Source organism: Catenibacterium sp. GCM10023432, assembly GCF_042651925.1.
Lineage (GTDB): Bacteria > Bacillota_I > Bacilli_A > Erysipelotrichales > Coprobacillaceae > Catenibacterium > Catenibacterium mitsuoka.
Genome location: NZ_JBHSEB010000057.1, coordinates 1 through 16,502, shown reverse-complemented (window position 1 = coordinate 16,502; position 16,502 = coordinate 1). Strand labels below are relative to the sequence as shown.

Genomic DNA, 16,502 nt, shown 5'->3' with positions numbered 1-16,502 from the left:
TCACATTTTTGGGCTTTTGTCAAGAGAAAATAAAAAAGGCATACATTTTGTTTGTATGCCTTGATAGCTGTCAATTCTTAACTTAATGACATTGGCTCACGCTTCCTTTTTAAATGCCTATTCAATCATGATAGGTTTCTTTTCTTCAATCTTTTCAGGTTCAGTCTTAGGAAAAGCAATCATTAATTCACCATTCTCAAACTTAGCAGTGAAGTCTTCTTCTTTATAGCCCTCACCAACATAGAACTTTCTTGAACAGCTACCTGTATAACGTTCACATCTGATAACCTTACCGTTCTTATCTTTCTCTTCCTTCTCCTGATTAGTATTAGCAGAAACTGTTAAGTAACCATCAGTCAAGTCTAGAGAAATATCTTCTTTCTTATATCCAGGAAGCGCAATATTCATTTCATAGTTGTTGTCTACTTCCTTGATATCACACTGCATTGCATTAGTTGATGGACTCATCCATCCATCATCAAACATATCATCAAACACATCATAGAAACCAGGTAAAAATCTCATAAATAACATCTCCTTTATCAAATTTAAACATGGGATTCTTCGTCTCGTGTTATGAACTATTCAATCATAATAGGTTTCTTTTCTTCAATCTTTTCAGGTTCAGTCTTAGGAAAAGCAATCATTAATTCACCATTCTCAAACTTAGCAGTGAAGTCTTCTTCTTTATAACCCTCACCAACATAGAACTTTCTTGAACAGCTACCTGTATAACGTTCACATCTGATAACCTTACCGTTCTTATCTTTCTCTTCCTTCTCCTGATTAGTATTTGCAGAAACTGTTAAGTAACCATCAGTCAAGTCTAGAGAAATATCTTCTTTCTTATATCCAGGAAGCGCAATATTCATTTCATAGTTGTTGTCTACTTCCTTGATATCACACTGCATTGCATTAGTTGATGGACTCATCCATCCATCATCAAACATATCATCAAACACATCATAGAAACCAGGTAAAAATCTCATAAATAACATCTCCTTTATTAAATTTTAACATGGGATCATAGATCTCGTGTTATTAGTAGATTGTAATTGATTTCTTTTCAACTCTCTTTGGAACTTCCTTAGGAACTGAAATCATTAATTCACCATTATCAAACTTAGCTCTGATATCTTCTTCAGTAAATCCTTCACCTACATAGAAACTTCTAGAACAGTTACCACTATATCTTTCACGTCTTATAATACGTCCAGCTGTTTCTTCTTTCTTAGCAGATGCTGATACTTTTAAGTAGCCTTCCTTAAGCTCCAAAGCAATATCTTCTTTCTTATATCCTGGAAGAGCGATATTCATAACATATGTATTTTCTGTTTCACGAATATCACATAACATTGTATTTGCTTTTGTAGTATTGACTCCTGAATCAAATAAATCATCAAACACATCACTAAAACTTGGATAATATCTCATATTTGTTCGCCTCTCTCAACGTTTTTTCTTTTTTCTAGTAATCTCTCTATCGATTACAACTATTATTATAGTCGCTCTTTTAGCAAAGTCAACACTTGAGTGCTAAAAATTAGCACTTTCTTTTGTAAAGTGCTAAAAAGATAAGAACCTGCCTATTTGGCAGGTTCTAAGTCAATCGCTTTTAATTGATAAGCAGTCATATCAATTTCTTTATTACTTATAATTTCAATAGTATCTGAATTGTTGTAAATACGTGTAGTAAAGGCATAAGCACCATCATTGATGAATAGTTCTAAAGAAGATGTGTCGCTAAACAAAGTCATATTATTCATTTCAGGAATTTTAATATGCTTCACACCACGACCTGAACCGCTCTTATTCATATCAATAGTGAGAAGACCATTTTCATAATTCATATTCACACCTCTTAAATGAAGTTTGAATGACTGAGGGAGGTCAGTTATATGGCATTCAAAACAAGACGTATTCATTGTAAGAGATGTTCCCTGTACTTCTTTCTTCTCTTTTCTTAAAGACTTATATTCTTCAATAGGGAACTGATAGAGTCTACCTTCGTGCTCAGTAATCTTTCTAAAGAGAGTGAAGGCATGCTGACGTCCTTCTTCTACAGTAGGATTTGTATAATCAATATCAGGAAGCCCCATCCAACCTGCCATGATCATACGGCCTTTTTCATCTTTGAAGAACTGCTGGGCATAGATATCAAACCCATGATCAAACTCGATAAAGTCCTCTAAAACGCAATCCTTCTCTAAATCTGTTGTAAGAGGAAAGTATCCATTCTGATAAATAGTTTCATAATCATAGTTATGGCTTTCTAGTCCCTGAGGACAACAGAATAAGAACTTCTTCTTTTCAAAACTTATATAATTCGGACATTCCCACATATAACCAAAAGGTTTATGGTAGTCAACAGTCTTCATGTAATCCCACTTCTTTAAATCTTTTGATGAATATAAAATCACACAGCCATGTGAATCAAGGGTTCTTGCTCCTAGAACCATATAATACATACCATCATTTTCATAAACGAAGGGATCTCTTACATGACAAGACATGTTTTCAGGATAATCCTTGTTGTAAAGCACAACTTCCTTATGATCTAATACAAGCCCATCTTGTGAATCAACCATCATCACATTATGTTCTCTACCTGCATTAATATAATCATAATCGCCAGGCAGCTTTACATTACCAGTATAGAAATAACGTAACAATCCATGATCATTGAAGCAGCACCCAGAATAAGCACCACCCTGATCATGAGGATGATCAGGAGAGAGGGCAATCCCCTCATCCTGATAGTGAAGGAAATCTTTAGTAGTGAATTGTTTCCAGTATTTCAATCCACCTTCAGGTTCGTAAGAATACTGATAATAGATATGATATACTTCATCTTTTTCTACGAGCCCATTAGGATCGTTCATCCATCCAGATACAGGTTCTAGATGATACTTTAGTTTATACATTTCCTTCATAAAAATCTCCTTATGCAGCCTTAACTTCTACAACTGGATTCGCTATTTCTACAACATCTGTTTTTGCATCAACAGCACCACTCTTAATTAAGTTTACTGCTTTACCATTTGTAATAACTACTGCAGTCGCAGTTTCTTTACCAGCTGCTTCAATAGCCTTTAAATCAACATCAACGAGTAGCTGACCCTTCTTTACTTTGTCACCTTTTTTAACGTGCATAGTGAAAGGTTCACCATTTAATTCAACAGTATCTAAACCAATATGTACAAGAATTTCTGTACCATCATTTGTCATTAAACCAAATGAATGCTTAGTAGGGAAAGTCATAGTCACTTCAGCATTCGCTGGTGCATAGAATTTACCATCTTCTGGGAAGACTACGAAACCATCACCCATAGCTTTAGAAGCGAATGTTGGATCAGGACATTCAGTAATAGGAGCGACATTACCTTTCATAGGTGCAGCTAAGTTTTCGTTTTCAGCAGGAGTTTTACCTTCTACATTTCTCTTGTGTAGGATACAAGTGACAATGAATGCCACTACGATTGCAAGAACCATACCAATACCATAGTTACCCCAGCTTTCTGGTGGAATAGAAATGAAACCAGGAATACCAGCAGTACCTACAGCACTTGCGAGAGTCTTAGTACCTGCAATCCAGGCTGAACCAACAGCAGAACCACAGATAGCACCAATGAATGGATATTTAAGTTTTAAGTTAACACCGAACATTGCAGGTTCAGTAATACCAAGTAATGCTGAAATACCAGATGCACTACATAGTGATTTCTGTTTAGCATCTTTAGATAAGAAGAATACAGCTAATACTGCAGCACCCTGAGCCACGTTACTCATTGTTGCGATAGGGAAGATGAATGTTCTATGTGCTGCACTTGCAAGCAACTGTGTTTCGATTGCGATAAAGCTCTGATGCATACCAGTAATAACGATAGGTGCATATAAGAAACCAAAGATTGCACCACCAACAGGGCCTAATGAGAAATATAACCATTGTAATCCATCTGCAAGTACATTACCTGCTTCTCTTAATACAGGACCAACAGCTAAGAATGTAATAAATCCAGTAATTAATACTGATAATAATGGTGTCGTTAAGTTATCTAACCAAGAAGGTGTGATCTTATGTAACTTAGTTTCTAACTTTGCAATTACCCAAGATGTAAATAAGATAGGAAGAACTGTTCCTTGATAACCTACTGCAGCAACTTTTAAACCAAATAGGTTCCAGAAAGGTGTTGCTACTTTACCATAGTTGTAACAGTTTAATAAATCAGGATGTACCATGATCATACCCATGACAGCACCTAAATAAGGGTTACCACCAAATTTCTTAGTAGCACTAAATCCAACGAGAATTGGAAGGAATGTGAATGCTGCATTAGAGAATAAGTTGATGATTGTCGCAAAGTCTTTCCACATTGGATAAGCTTCAATCAAACTCTTATTCGCAAAGAATAATCCCTGTGCAGTTAATACGTTATTGATTCCCATCAATAAACCACCCGCAACGATGGCTGGAACGATAGGTACGAAAATATCACTTAATGTCTTAACAGCACGGCTGATTGGATTTCCCTTCTTTTCTACAATCTCTTCATCAGCCTGATCTTGAGAGTCCATACCTAATTCTTTTAATACTTCATCTGTGACAAGGTTCACAGTACCACTTCCGAAGATAATCTGGAACTGTTCCTGGACAAGGAATGTTCCCTTAACTCCATCTACAGATTCTAAAGCTTTTTCATCTGCCAATGATGGATCCTTCAACATCAATCTTAAACGAGTAGCACAATGAAATGCCTTTTTGATGTTCTTAGGTCCACCAACATGGGAGATGACTTCTTTTGCGACTTTATTGTAGTCCATTGAAATTTCCTCCTTTATCGGTGTGTTACCGATTCCACATCTGTATCATATGTCAAGGATAAACACTTGTCAATAAAAATATGGAACCGATACCACTTTTTTTTATAAAAAAAGCATCAGATACTTCTGACGCTTTCTCCTTCTATAAATGTGAAGTCAATAAGTGTAGCACGTTCTACCTCTTTTTCTTCAATCATATCAAGAATAATTTGTCCAGCCATTTGTCCAGCATGGGCATAATGGAACTTAATAGTTGTAAGGGCAGGGGACATTACAGTAGAAGTCCAATAACCACCAAATCCAGTCACTGAAACATCCTCAGGAATACGTAAACCGTGATCTTTTAGAACCTTCATACATCCCATCGCAATCGTATCTGTTGCACAGATAATAGCAGTAGGGCATGTATGATTCTTTAAGTAGTCATTGAGTTTATCCATAGTCTTTTCCACAGAAAAGTCTGTTTCTAGAAAATGAGGATGCACATCCTGTAAGCCATCATAAACACCCTGTCTACGAATGACTCCTACAGCCACATCTTTTCTGCTTACTCCTGCATATACAACATTCTTATGACCATTATTATAAATATACTCACCTATCTTATAACCTGCTTCATAATCGTTATTAATAACACTTACACCATCATCATAGGCCTGCGCCATAAAGACAATAGGAATGGAACTCTTAGAGGCAATATCTCTATGTGCCATTGTGATAGATGTTGCAAGCAGGACAATTCCATCCACTCTTAATTGCATAAGTTTAGTAATAGATTTGATTTCGTCGAGTTCATCATGATTTGTATTAATGATAATTGTCGTATAATGATGCTTCTTTAAGAACTGATCAATGTTCATCATCATACGACTAGAAGCATATGAAGTAAGAGTAGGGCATACAATACCCACAGTATGTGTCTTGTTGGCTTTTAAATTCGCAGCAAGCACATTAGGCTCATAATCATACTCTTTTACAATTTTCTCTATCTTCTGACGTGTTTCTTCTTTTACATAGCCACCATTAAAATAACGAGAAACAGTTGTCTTAGAAACACCTGCAACTTTCGCAATATCGGCCATAGTCATCTTCTTCATGTTAATCCTCGCTAAATAAACTCATGATTTCTTCACCACTCATAGTTGTAATAGAACCACTATTACCTTCTACAAAACGATCTGCAAGATCCTTCTTTGCGGCCTGCAATGTCTGAATCTTTTCTTCAATAGAATCAGCCATAATCAATTTATATACAAATACCTTATTCTTCTGTCCAATACGATACGCTCTATCAGTTGCCTGATTTTGTGCAGACATATTCCACCAAGGGTCAAAATGAACAACACCTTCTGCAGCAGTCAAGTTTAAACCAGTACCTCCAGCCTTCAAACTAATTAAGAAGACTGTTGTATCATCGTTTTGATAAGCATCTACTAATCCTTTACGTTTCTCTTTTTCTGTATCACCAGTCAACATATGATAAGATGTCTTACTCTTATCTAATTCTTTCGCAAGAAGATTCAATAAACTCTTAAATGACGAGAATACAATAATCTTCTTATTATTATCCTTATATGTCTGAATAATATTCAAGCAGGCTTCCATCTTAGAAGACTTATGTTTTATATCATCAAATACAATACGAGGCTCACAGCAGATCTGTCTTAACTTAGTCAACATGGCAAGAATCTGAATACGATCCTTAGACCCATCTAAAGTCTTTAATAACTGATTGGCCTGTGCTAAATGTGCTAAATAGAGCTTTTTTTCATCTTCACTGAAGTCTACAAGTACAGTATTTTCAATCTTATCAGGTAAATCCTTTAATACTTCATTCTTCGTACGTCTTAATACAAAAGGTGAAATCATCTTCTGTAATTGTGTCTGAACCTCTTCATCATGATCCTTGACAATAGGTGCTTCATAATGAGACTTAAAATAACGATAGTTATATAAATAGTCTTTATTTAAGAAGTCAAAGATGGACCATAACTCAGCAAGTGAGTTTTCAATAGGTGTACCAGTTAACGCAAAACGCTGTTTACCTTCTAATGACTTAACTGCAATCGCATTCTTAGTTTTCTGATTCTTAATATACTGCGCTTCATCTAAGACAATAAAATCAAATGTGATACCTTTATATTGTTCATAATCCTTACGAATATAGTCATAAGAAGTAATCATAACATCAAACTGATTATAGCTTTTAATAATCTCTTTACGTTCCTTCGCACTTCCCATAACACAAGTCACCTTTAAATGAGAAGAGAACTTATTAAACTCATCTAACCAGTTTAAAATCAATGAAGCCGGGCAAATAATAATAGAAAAGTGATGTTCATTACTTTCTAATAAACTCATAATCTGAATCGTTTTACCTAGCCCCATATCATCTGCAAGAATACCACCAAAATGTAGATCATTCATAGTAGAAAGCCATTGGAAACCTTCCTTCTGATAATCTCTTAAAATAGGTACATAACGCTCATTTAAAGGATGTTCATGATGTGTATAGTTCTTTAAATGGTCTAATACATCCTTAAATGATTCTTCACGGTTGACCTGTACATATTCAAAACCTTGAGTGGCTAAGTCCATCTGATGAGCTCTATTCAGATTTAAGTCAATAGTACCATCTTCAGAAATATCTTTAGGTAGAATATGATACTGATCCATCATCTGACCTAACTCATCTAATTCATGTGTATCAATGTAAAGTAACTGACCATTCTTTAAACGATGATAACGTTTCTTCTTCTGATGACTTGCTATAATATCAGCCAGTTCTTCTTTAGGAACATCTAAAGAATCCAGATCCATTTCTAATAAATTATGAGAAACCTTAATACCAACAGATAAGTTCATAGACTTCTTAGAACCAATAGCCTGTAAAGAATCAGATACATAAACATCTGTCAACTTATTCAAGTGATTTAAACCATCATGAATCATATCAATTGTTTCATCACGATGTGTATCAAAACGCATAGGTCCTGACATATCATCAGGATTATATTTCTCTAGGAAACTAATAATCAAATCTGCCTTTAAAGAATGAGGCACATCTTCTTTAAGAATATCATGCTTACCATCCTCATATGTTCCAATTAGGCTAACTAAAGCATATTCATCTTCATCTACATCTGCATAGATTTCTAAATGCGTTTCTTCCTTAATCTTATCTTCTAGACCTATATACTCAATATATTTCTTTGTAGGAGAAATAATATAACGTGTAAAGTTTTCTAACTGATCATGGGATACATAAAGACGCTGTAATGTATCAAATCGATTCAATAACTCAACACTTACTCCCTGCTTATCAAAACGATAACGTGTAAAAGAATGTGTGGAAGGGCTATAATTATATAAGTTCTTCTTACCAATATAGTAAGGTGAGAGGTCTGTGTCCAATTCTAGAATTGTATCATGCTTATCCTTAGACACTGATACAACAGGATGTAATTCATCCTCTAAACGGGCAAAAGGATGCATTGCCTGAGGGATTTCTTCAAGTAAATCCCAGAAAGCATCGACATTATCATCATTGATGAATAAAGTGTTATTACTAGATAAATGTGAATGATAATATCTTAAAATAAATTGATAAATCTTCTTTGAAGGTTCATCAAGAATATCAGGATTATGCACAAAAGCGAGTGTCTTCCCATACGTATGATATTCATTATTTTGCATTTGTGTCACAAAATTAGGAATACTCTTTACAATATAATCTCTATTACGTCCAATCTTTAAAGTAATGCCAAACTGCCAGTCATCTGCAAATAGTCTTAAATGAACAGGTGTAGAATCAACAGGTGTAAACTGATTCACTAATTGTTTTTTTATATAATCAGTCAGTTCATTGGTTTCCTTTTCTCTTTCTTTACGTCTATATTCCTGCATACGCTGTTCCCATAAAAGACGTTCTCTCATAGCACTTTTCTTTTCTTCCTGTGCACGCTTTTGTAAATCAACAGCATAACGATAAGGGAATGTATTAGGAGATAACTCCTGAACCTTTAAGATAAGGGCGCCTATATGACCACAGGCTGTATATTCATCGGCATAAATACAATTACAGTCTGTAGAAACTATTTTAGAATTGGGATTTACAAGAACACGAGGAAGATAGATATTACCATTAATCATAACCTTACCAGAAATATGATAATAACCACGATTATCAGTTGTAATAGAAACATTCACAACATAATCTCTTCGATAATATTCTCGTGCAATATCACGGTTACGTGCTCTAGATACAACACGTTCAAATTCATTGTCAGTGATAAATAACATAGCAATTCCTCCTAATCTAACTAATTATATCATAAGAAGGAACACAAAAAAACTGGAATAAAATTTATTCCAGTTCAACAGGCTCCTGTTGTAGAGTTAAACCATATTTCTTTTCAATAATAGAAACGATTTCTTCTCTAGCCTGTTTTAAGTGTGCATAACTTTGTGCACTTTCATTAATTAAGATCAGTGCAGCTTTCTCAGATACACGCATGCCATGGAAAACCATTCCCTTTAATCCAGCATGGTCTATCAACCATCCAGAAGGGACTTTATTTCCTTCCCATACCGGTACATTCATACCTCTTAAACGATCAGCTTCAGCATCATCTAAATAAACATTCTTAAAGAATGATCCAGAACTTGCCATTTCTTCAGGTTTAGGAAGCTTCGACCAGCGTATTTCAGTCACCATCTCTCTAATAGATTTAGGAGAGAAATCAGTAATCTGATGTTCTTCTACATAATTCTGTAAAGAAGTATAGAAAGGAGGAGTAAGTGTATCATGACTTAAGTGAATAGTCATAGAGATAATCAAATAACGTCCTGCATCTTCACCATGATTGAAGATACTTGATCTATAGCCTAGCTTCATATCTTCTTTCTTAATAGTGACATACTTTTCTTCCTTTAAATCATAAGCAAGAACAGAGTCTAATACCTGTACAATTTCCTGACCATAGGCACCTACATTCTGTACAGGTGCAGCACCTACTGTACCAGGAATAGCACTCAATGCTTCAATACCAGATAAATTTTTTTCTGTAGTAAAAGCAACAAGATCATCAAGTAGTTCTCCACCCATTGCAACAACTGTCAATTCATCAATAGAACGTATACCCTTAATACGGTTTAAAAGAATAACCCCCTTGAAACCTTCATCTTTTCCAATTACATTACTTCCTGTTCCTAAAATAAATACAGGAAGATGACGTTCTTTTGCAAATAAGTAAGCTTTTTCTACATCTTCTACGGTCTCTAATTCAATCACATAACGCGCTAGACCGCCTAGGCGCATTGTAGTGAGTTCCTTGATTTCTACATTCTCATTTATTCTCATAAAGTGCATTATAACATAGTTTTTTCAAAAGTGTGCATTAATGATGGAACAATCTCTGATGTGTGAATGCAAGAACCATATCATACTTATCACATGTATCAATAACATGGTCGTCACGAATAGAACCACCAGGTTCACCCACATACTTCACACCACTCTTATGGGCACGTTCAATATTATCTCCAAATGGGAAGAATGCATCACTACCTAGTACAACATCTGTATTCTTCTTTAACCATTCTTTCTTTTCTTCTCTTGTAAATACTTCTGGTTTTATCTTGAAATAGTTCTGCCATACATCCTCACCAAGTACATCTTCATAATCATCTGATACATATGCATCAATTGTATTATCCTTTTCAGCACGTTTTAAACCATCTGCAAACTGTAAACCTAATACCTTAGGATGCTGACGTAAGAACCAGACATCTGCCTTATTACCAGCAAGTCTTGTACAATGGATACGAGACTGCTGGCCAGCTCCAATACCAATAGCCTGACCATTCTTGACATAACATACAGAATTAGACTGTGTATACTTTAATGTGATCATAGAAAGGATTAAGTCATGTAATGCATGTTCAGGGATATCTTTGTTTTTAGATACAACATCTTTAAACATCTCTTCATTAATCACGCAGTTATTTCTACCTTGCTGGAATGTAATACCAAATACCTGTTTGATTTCTACTGGATTAGGTACATAGTGAGGATCCATCTGTAATACACAATAAGTGCCTCTTCTTTTCTTCTTAAGTATTTCTAAAGCTTCTTTTGTATAACCAGGCGCAATAATACCATCACTTACTTCACGATTAATAAGCTTAGCAGTCACTTCATCACATACATCAGAAAGAGCACAGAAATCACCATATGAACTCATACGGTCACTACCTCTTGCCTTAATATATGCATTAGCAATTGGACTTAACTCTTCAGCACTTTCCTTTACAAAATACATCTGTCTTTCTACTTCAGTTAAAGGTGTCCCAATAGCTACACCGGCAGGAGATACATGCTTAAAACTTGCTGCACAGCTCATATGAGTTGCTTCCTTTAATTCCTTCACTAACTGCCAGCTATTAAAAGCATCTAATAAGTTGATATAACCAGGTTTACCATTTAAGACAGTAAAAGGAAGTTCTCCTTCTTCCATAAACACCTTAGCAGGTTTCTGATTAGGGTTACAGCCATACTTTAATTCTAATTCTTTCATAGATTCCTCCAAAAAAAGAAGCCGACACATACTCCAGGCTTCTTTGCCCAGACGGTCGGCTTCTTCATTTTGATTTATTATACTCCCTGTGGTCAATTCCACTTCCGTCAGTCATATAACTAATGTTATTATAGTAAAAAGAGTTGTATAAAACAAGCAGAAAACCCCACCTCAATATAAAAATAGTGTGGGGTGAATGCTTTTAATGCATCTAATTGAGAAATTCTGGAGTTAGAAATCGTATAATACATATAGGAAACTTCTTTTCCTAAATCTACAGAAAGGAGATTATATATCTTACAGTCAAGCAGCAGGTAAAGCATCTGTCCAAGGAAGACTATTGTTCCATCAAGGAATTATGTCATATTGCAAAGAATCTTACTAATCAGGCAATCTATAACATCAGACAGCACTACTTTGCGCCAAGGCAAGTATCTCAAGTTTGAGTTGAACTATGCACTTCTGAAGTCGTCTGATAACTATAGAACGCTTAATTCCAATATGGCACAGCAGATACTCAAGGTTGTAGATGGTTCATTCAAATCATTCTTTGGTCTTCTTAAAAAGGCAAAGCAGGGAAAGCATGCACTTAGGGACTGCAGACTTCCACACTATCTTCCTAGTGATGGATATACTACACTCGTCATTGGATTTGTAAGACTTGAAGGGAATAGGCTCATACTTCCATATTCAAACAGCTTCAGAAAGACACATAAGGCTGTTGAGATTACTATTCCACCTATACTGCTTGATAAGAAAGTGAAGGAAATACGTATCATACCAAAGGCAGATGCCAGGTTCTTTGAAATTCAGTATACCTATGAAGCTGAATGCATTCAAAGGAATCTCAATACAACAAATGCACTGGCATTAGACCTTGATATCAATAATCTTGTCACTGGCCTGTCAAGTAAAGTTGAAACATTCATCATCGATGGAAGAAGACTGAAGTCCATTAACCAGTGGTTTAACAAGAAAAATGCAAGATTACAGTCCATCAAGGATAAGCAGGACTATGACAGGAAGACAACCAACAGACAGAAGGCATTAGCACGCAGGCGTAACAATAAAATAAATGATTACATGAACAAGACTGCACGCATTGTGATTGATTACTGTATCAATCATGATATCGGAACTCTTGTTGTGGGCTATAATGAAACATTTCAGAAGGATTCCAACATTGGCAGAAGAAACAATCAGATCTTCGTCAATATTCCATATGGAAAGCTGAGAGATAAGCTTGAATATCTCTGTGAGCTGAATGGCATCATACTTGTAATGCAGGAGGAATCCTACACCTCAAAGGCCAGCTTCTGGGATAAGGATGTCATACCAGTCTATAAGAGTGATGATACTGAAGAATACTATTTCAGTGGAAAGAGAATACATCGTGGACAGTATAGAACAGCGAGTGGACAAGTTCTGAATGCAGATGTGAATGGTGCATTAAATATCTTGCGTAAAAGTAGAGTTGTGGATGTAAACATCCTATACAGTAGAGGCGAAGTGGACACGGAATAAGAATAAGGATTGCCTAGCAATAGGTGGAGACTTAAATATCAATCTTCTTAAACGGATGCGTAAGCATCCTAGAAGCCTTGACTTCAAATACGGAGTATTAAGTCGAGGTAGTTCACAAAACAAGCATTTTCATTATATAAAAACAGAATGTAAACGCTTGCATAATTGCGATTATTAGGTTACAATTAAGTCAGAAAGAGAGGAGGAAGACCTCCTTAACATATACATTCATCTCAAAGAACTTAGTCAGAAAGGAGAGATTCCCATGGGATACTGTGACTGAGTATCCGTTGAGGATACTCAATTAAATTAGGAAAAACGTATTTATCCACCAATAATGATTTATATGCTTTATTAATAATATGGTCTATAAGAAAGGTGGAAAACGGGAGATAGTTCCTGAATATAATAATAAGGTACGTTGATCTATATATCAGAAGGCTGTGAAAAGGTTTTCTATTTATCTATTAACGCTGGAAATTGAATCCAAAAGATGTAATCCTAGTATCCAGCAGAAAAAGCTATGGTGATGTAAAAGCCATAGCTTTTTCATTTGGAGAAAAAAACTCCTTGTCGATGGACAAGGAGATTTTTGCGCAGGTAAGCTCACTTAGAGTACTTCTACTGCTGGCGTAGTTGTATTGTATAGTATATGTATACTAACGTCAATTGTATTTGTGAAAAAGCATCTATTTTACAATAAATTTTCATTTTATAAAAATTTGTTGTAAACGCTTGCATTCGTACAAATGATAATATATGATATAAGCGAAAAGAGAAGACAGAAGATAAAACATTAAATATAAGACATGTTACTTGACTTCCTAGTCTAACGAACCGAAAAGTAAAATGAAGAAATACGGCAATTATAGTAAGACTCGATCTTATATTCAGTGAGAAATGAAAATTTCTAATAAAATGTTGAATCCATTACTAGTCTAATAATAAAAAGAACTCAATATCAATAAGATGGGTTTGACAAATTATTCAAATGAGTCTAATGCTTCTCCTTATATAGCAAAAGAGGAATCCAAATGGGTTCCTCTTTTCATTAGCTTTCTTCTATTTCTAATAGTTCTAGATAACGTTCATTCTTTTCTTCTAAAGTCTTTTCAACTTCATCACGTTCTTTACTTAATTCATCAAGCTTTTCAAAATCCTGGGTACTTCCCATTTCTTCATCGATTTCACTTAAACGTGTTTCTAGATTCATAAGAAGATCATCCATACCTTCTAGTTCTTTCTTTTCACTGAAGGTTAATCTTCTCTTTCTATTTTCTTTAGCCTGTTTACGATAGTCTTCTCTTTGAGATTCTGTTTCTTTCTTAGTATTAGTGATATCAATAGAAGCACTATAGCCACCATTCACATAATGAATTTCCTGATCCTTAAAGACAAATAAACCATCCACAATACGATCTAGAAAATAACGGTCATGGGATACAGTAATCACAATACCTTTAAATGTATCTAGATAATCTTCTAATACATTCAATGTTTCAATGTCTAAGTCATTAGTCGGTTCATCTAATAGTAATACATTCGGTGCACCCATTAAAACCTTTAATAAATAAAGTCTTCTCTGTTCACCACCTGATAACTTACCAATCTGTGTATATTGGGCATGGTCATCAAATAAGAAACGTTCACACATATTACGAGCACTAAGTGTACCTTCGCTTGTTTCTAGATTATCACTTGTTTCTCTAATATAATCAATAACTCTCATTGTAGGATCATCATAATGGAAATGCTGCTGGAAATAGCCCATACGGATTGTATCACCAATAATAATCTCACCATCATAATCGGTGATAATACCTGCAATCATATTGAGTAGTGTTGTCTTACCACAGCCATTTTGTCCTAATATACCTATACGGTCAAATCTCTTAAATAAATAAGAAAATGGCTTAAACATCACCTTATCAGGATAACTTTTAGACACATTCACTAACTCAATAGTCTTCTTACCTAAACGACTTGTAGTATCTATAAGTTCAACAGTTCCTTTGTCCTGAATCTGTTCAATAGAAGATAATTCTTCAAAACGCTGTAAACGGTCTTTACTCTTAGTAGAACGTGCCTGAACACCTGCTCTGACCCATTCTAATTCTTTCTTTAAGAAGAGGTTTCTTTTTCTTTGTGCCTGTAAGGCATTGTTTTCTCTTTCAGCTTTTAATTCTAGGAAATGAGAATAGTTAGCAACATAAGGGAAAATCTCACCTCTATCTAATTCATAAATCTTATTTGTAATACGTTCTAGGAAGTAACGATCATGAGTGACCATAAGTAAACCTTTAGAACGCTTAATTAAATATTTTTCTAGATATTCAATCATAGGAGTATCTAGATGATTAGTCGGTTCATCTAGAATAAGTAGATCACATTCTTCCAGTAATACGATTGCAAGAGCTAAACGTTTTTTCTGCCCCCCAGATAAAGTACTGATTACCTGATCCATATCTTCTAAACCAAAACGTGTCAAAGAAGACTTAATAGAATATTCAGGGACATCCTTAAGAATATGTTTTGATTCATTGAGAATCGTTTCATTATCTCTAAATACAGGATTCTGAGATAAGTATGCAATCTTTAGATCCTTCTTATAAGTGATTGCAGGACTGTCATGATGGGCAATCATCTTTAATAAAGTACTCTTACCTGTTCCATTGACACCAACTAAGGCAATCTTATCTGTATCCTCTACAATCATATTCAAGTTCTTATACAACTGTCTCTCACCAATCGCATAAGATAAATTCTGTATATTAATTAACATGTAGTCACCTCTATAAAAGAGAGTGGAACAAATCATCCACTTCTTGTTTTCTCTTCTTAGTCTCTTCAGGTAAAACATGGAAGCATTCATCTAATACATCATTCTCATGTGCATTTAAACCCCTCTTTAAAATGGTTTCACCTGTCTTTAAGTTTTCTAGATGATAATACCCTTTTTCATCAATTCTTTCAACAACCCACATGATTCCATCTCCTCTTTGTTTTCCTCATTATAGCATGCTATAATGGGGAAAAGGAGGAAAATATAAGTAACTAAATATATTAACTATTGTGATTAAATGTGTTCAAATCACCTCGAAGGAGAGCGTTAAAATGAATGCATCAAATCTCACAAATTATAAACCAAAGGATTTTGCTTAACTTTTAGGCGTATCTGTTAAGATATTATAACGTTGAGATAGAGAAGGAACTTTAAAGGTAAACCGAACCCAAACTAATAGGCATTATTATACTTATAATCAGCATTTACTAAATCAACTTGCATTTTTAAGATAGTTTTGTAATGCGAAAGAACTATTGTAGACCAGTGTATTGGAGATTATGGAAACCGTGTAACGATTTATTAGATGAAGTAATGGAACAAAAAAATAAAAACCATAATTTGAATACTCAAAACCACTGCTTAGTGAAAATTAAATTTTATTAACGCCTAATAAACGGCGTTCATGAAGCTGAACTTGATGCATGGATTTTCCATTTGTACTATAATTAGACAATATGAAATGACGAGGAGGAAACAAAAAAAGTAACTCTCCTTAATTGTTCAATCGTGGATTT

The 16,502-nt window shown here is 34.8% G+C and carries 12 protein-coding genes, 1 pseudogene and 1 riboswitch; of the genes and pseudogenes, 2 read left to right on the top strand and 11 right to left on the bottom strand.

The annotated features are described in order from the left end of the window. Nucleotides 1-117 precede the first annotated feature (117 nt). The 9 genes from ACFOZZ_RS08060 to ACFOZZ_RS08020 form a co-directional block, all read right to left on the bottom strand. Nucleotides 118-525 (bottom strand): Hsp20/alpha crystallin family protein, encoded by a 408-nt coding sequence (locus ACFOZZ_RS08060; protein ID WP_278860417.1) that lies wholly within the window; start codon nt 523-525, stop codon nt 118-120. 56 nt (nt 526-581) lie between these two features. Further along, nucleotides 582-989, bottom strand: coding sequence for an Hsp20/alpha crystallin family protein (locus ACFOZZ_RS08055; protein ID WP_278860417.1), 408 nt, complete (start codon nt 987-989; stop codon nt 582-584). 52 nt (nt 990-1,041) lie between these two features. Then, on the bottom strand, nt 1,042-1,434 hold the full coding sequence (locus ACFOZZ_RS08050) for an Hsp20/alpha crystallin family protein (protein ID WP_278780288.1): 393 nt from the start codon (nt 1,432-1,434) through the stop codon (nt 1,042-1,044). 152 nt (nt 1,435-1,586) lie between these two features. Further along, entirely contained in the window at nt 1,587-2,933 is a 1,347-nt protein-coding gene (locus ACFOZZ_RS08045; RefSeq protein WP_376815048.1) for a sucrose-6-phosphate hydrolase, read from the bottom strand. A gap of 10 nt (nt 2,934-2,943) precedes the next feature. Then, nucleotides 2,944-4,821, bottom strand: coding sequence for a sucrose-specific PTS transporter subunit IIBC (locus tag ACFOZZ_RS08040; RefSeq protein WP_376815047.1), 1,878 nt, complete (start codon nt 4,819-4,821; stop codon nt 2,944-2,946). A gap of 116 nt (nt 4,822-4,937) precedes the next feature. Continuing rightward, nucleotides 4,938-5,918, bottom strand: a complete 981-nt coding sequence (locus ACFOZZ_RS08035; protein WP_320803731.1) for a LacI family DNA-binding transcriptional regulator — start codon at nt 5,916-5,918, stop codon at nt 4,938-4,940. A gap of 1 nt (nt 5,919) precedes the next feature. Beyond that, nucleotides 5,920-9,123 (bottom strand): DEAD/DEAH box helicase, encoded by a 3,204-nt coding sequence (locus ACFOZZ_RS08030; protein WP_376815046.1) that lies wholly within the window; start codon nt 9,121-9,123, stop codon nt 5,920-5,922. Nucleotides 9,124-9,187: 64 nt separating this feature from the next. Further along, complete coding sequence (murB, locus tag ACFOZZ_RS08025; protein ID WP_320803733.1) at nt 9,188-10,183, bottom strand: UDP-N-acetylmuramate dehydrogenase; 996 nt, start codon at nt 10,181-10,183, stop codon at nt 9,188-9,190. Nucleotides 10,184-10,220: 37 nt separating this feature from the next. Beyond that, a complete protein-coding gene (locus ACFOZZ_RS08020; RefSeq protein WP_376815045.1) occupies nt 10,221-11,399 on the bottom strand; it encodes a phosphoribosylaminoimidazolecarboxamide formyltransferase in 1,179 nt (392 codons plus the stop codon). Between the two features lie 38 nt (nt 11,400-11,437). Continuing rightward, a riboswitch (ZMP/ZTP riboswitch) is annotated at nt 11,438-11,524 on the bottom strand. 241 nt (nt 11,525-11,765) lie between these two features. Here ACFOZZ_RS08020 and ACFOZZ_RS08015 point away from each other — a divergent pair. Further along, a complete protein-coding gene (locus ACFOZZ_RS08015; protein WP_376815044.1) occupies nt 11,766-12,923 on the top strand; it encodes an RNA-guided endonuclease InsQ/TnpB family protein in 1,158 nt (385 codons plus the stop codon). 1,051 nt (nt 12,924-13,974) lie between these two features. On the opposite strand, the gene ACFOZZ_RS08010 is transcribed toward ACFOZZ_RS08015, so the two are convergent. Together ACFOZZ_RS08010 and ACFOZZ_RS08005 are read right to left on the bottom strand one after the other, a co-directional pair. Beyond that, nucleotides 13,975-15,705 carry an ABC-F family ATP-binding cassette domain-containing protein gene (locus ACFOZZ_RS08010; RefSeq protein WP_286696369.1) on the bottom strand — a complete coding sequence of 577 codons (1,731 nt, stop codon included), beginning with the start codon at nt 15,703-15,705 and terminating at the stop codon, nt 13,975-13,977. A 10-nt stretch (nt 15,706-15,715) separates the two neighbouring features. Next, a complete protein-coding gene (locus tag ACFOZZ_RS08005; RefSeq protein WP_187012020.1) occupies nt 15,716-15,907 on the bottom strand; it encodes a hypothetical protein in 192 nt (63 codons plus the stop codon). Nucleotides 15,908-16,037: 130 nt separating this feature from the next. Between ACFOZZ_RS08005 and ACFOZZ_RS13315 the strand changes: the two are divergent. After that, nucleotides 16,038-16,217: pseudogene (locus ACFOZZ_RS13315) on the top strand (MerR family transcriptional regulator); the annotation flags it as partial. Nucleotides 16,218-16,502 lie beyond the last annotated feature (285 nt).

Coding starts and splice junctions, on each gene's coding strand:
- ACFOZZ_RS08060 (WP_278860417.1), bottom strand. CDS start 525: ATGAGATTTTTACCTGGTTTCTATGATGTGTTTGATGATATGTTTGAT.
- ACFOZZ_RS08055 (WP_278860417.1), bottom strand. CDS start 989: ATGAGATTTTTACCTGGTTTCTATGATGTGTTTGATGATATGTTTGAT.
- ACFOZZ_RS08050 (WP_278780288.1), bottom strand. CDS start 1,434: ATGAGATATTATCCAAGTTTTAGTGATGTGTTTGATGATTTATTTGAT.
- ACFOZZ_RS08045 (WP_376815048.1), bottom strand. CDS start 2,933: ATGAAGGAAATGTATAAACTAAAGTATCATCTAGAACCTGTATCTGGA.
- ACFOZZ_RS08040 (WP_376815047.1), bottom strand. CDS start 4,821: ATGGACTACAATAAAGTCGCAAAAGAAGTCATCTCCCATGTTGGTGGA.
- ACFOZZ_RS08035 (WP_320803731.1), bottom strand. CDS start 5,918: ATGAAGAAGATGACTATGGCCGATATTGCGAAAGTTGCAGGTGTTTCT.
- ACFOZZ_RS08030 (WP_376815046.1), bottom strand. CDS start 9,123: ATGTTATTTATCACTGACAATGAATTTGAACGTGTTGTATCTAGAGCA.
- murB (WP_320803733.1), bottom strand. CDS start 10,183: ATGAGAATAAATGAGAATGTAGAAATCAAGGAACTCACTACAATGCGC.
- ACFOZZ_RS08020 (WP_376815045.1), bottom strand. CDS start 11,399: ATGAAAGAATTAGAATTAAAGTATGGCTGTAACCCTAATCAGAAACCT.
- ACFOZZ_RS08010 (WP_286696369.1), bottom strand. CDS start 15,705: ATGTTAATTAATATACAGAATTTATCTTATGCGATTGGTGAGAGACAG.
- ACFOZZ_RS08005 (WP_187012020.1), bottom strand. CDS start 15,907: ATGTGGGTTGTTGAAAGAATTGATGAAAAAGGGTATTATCATCTAGAA.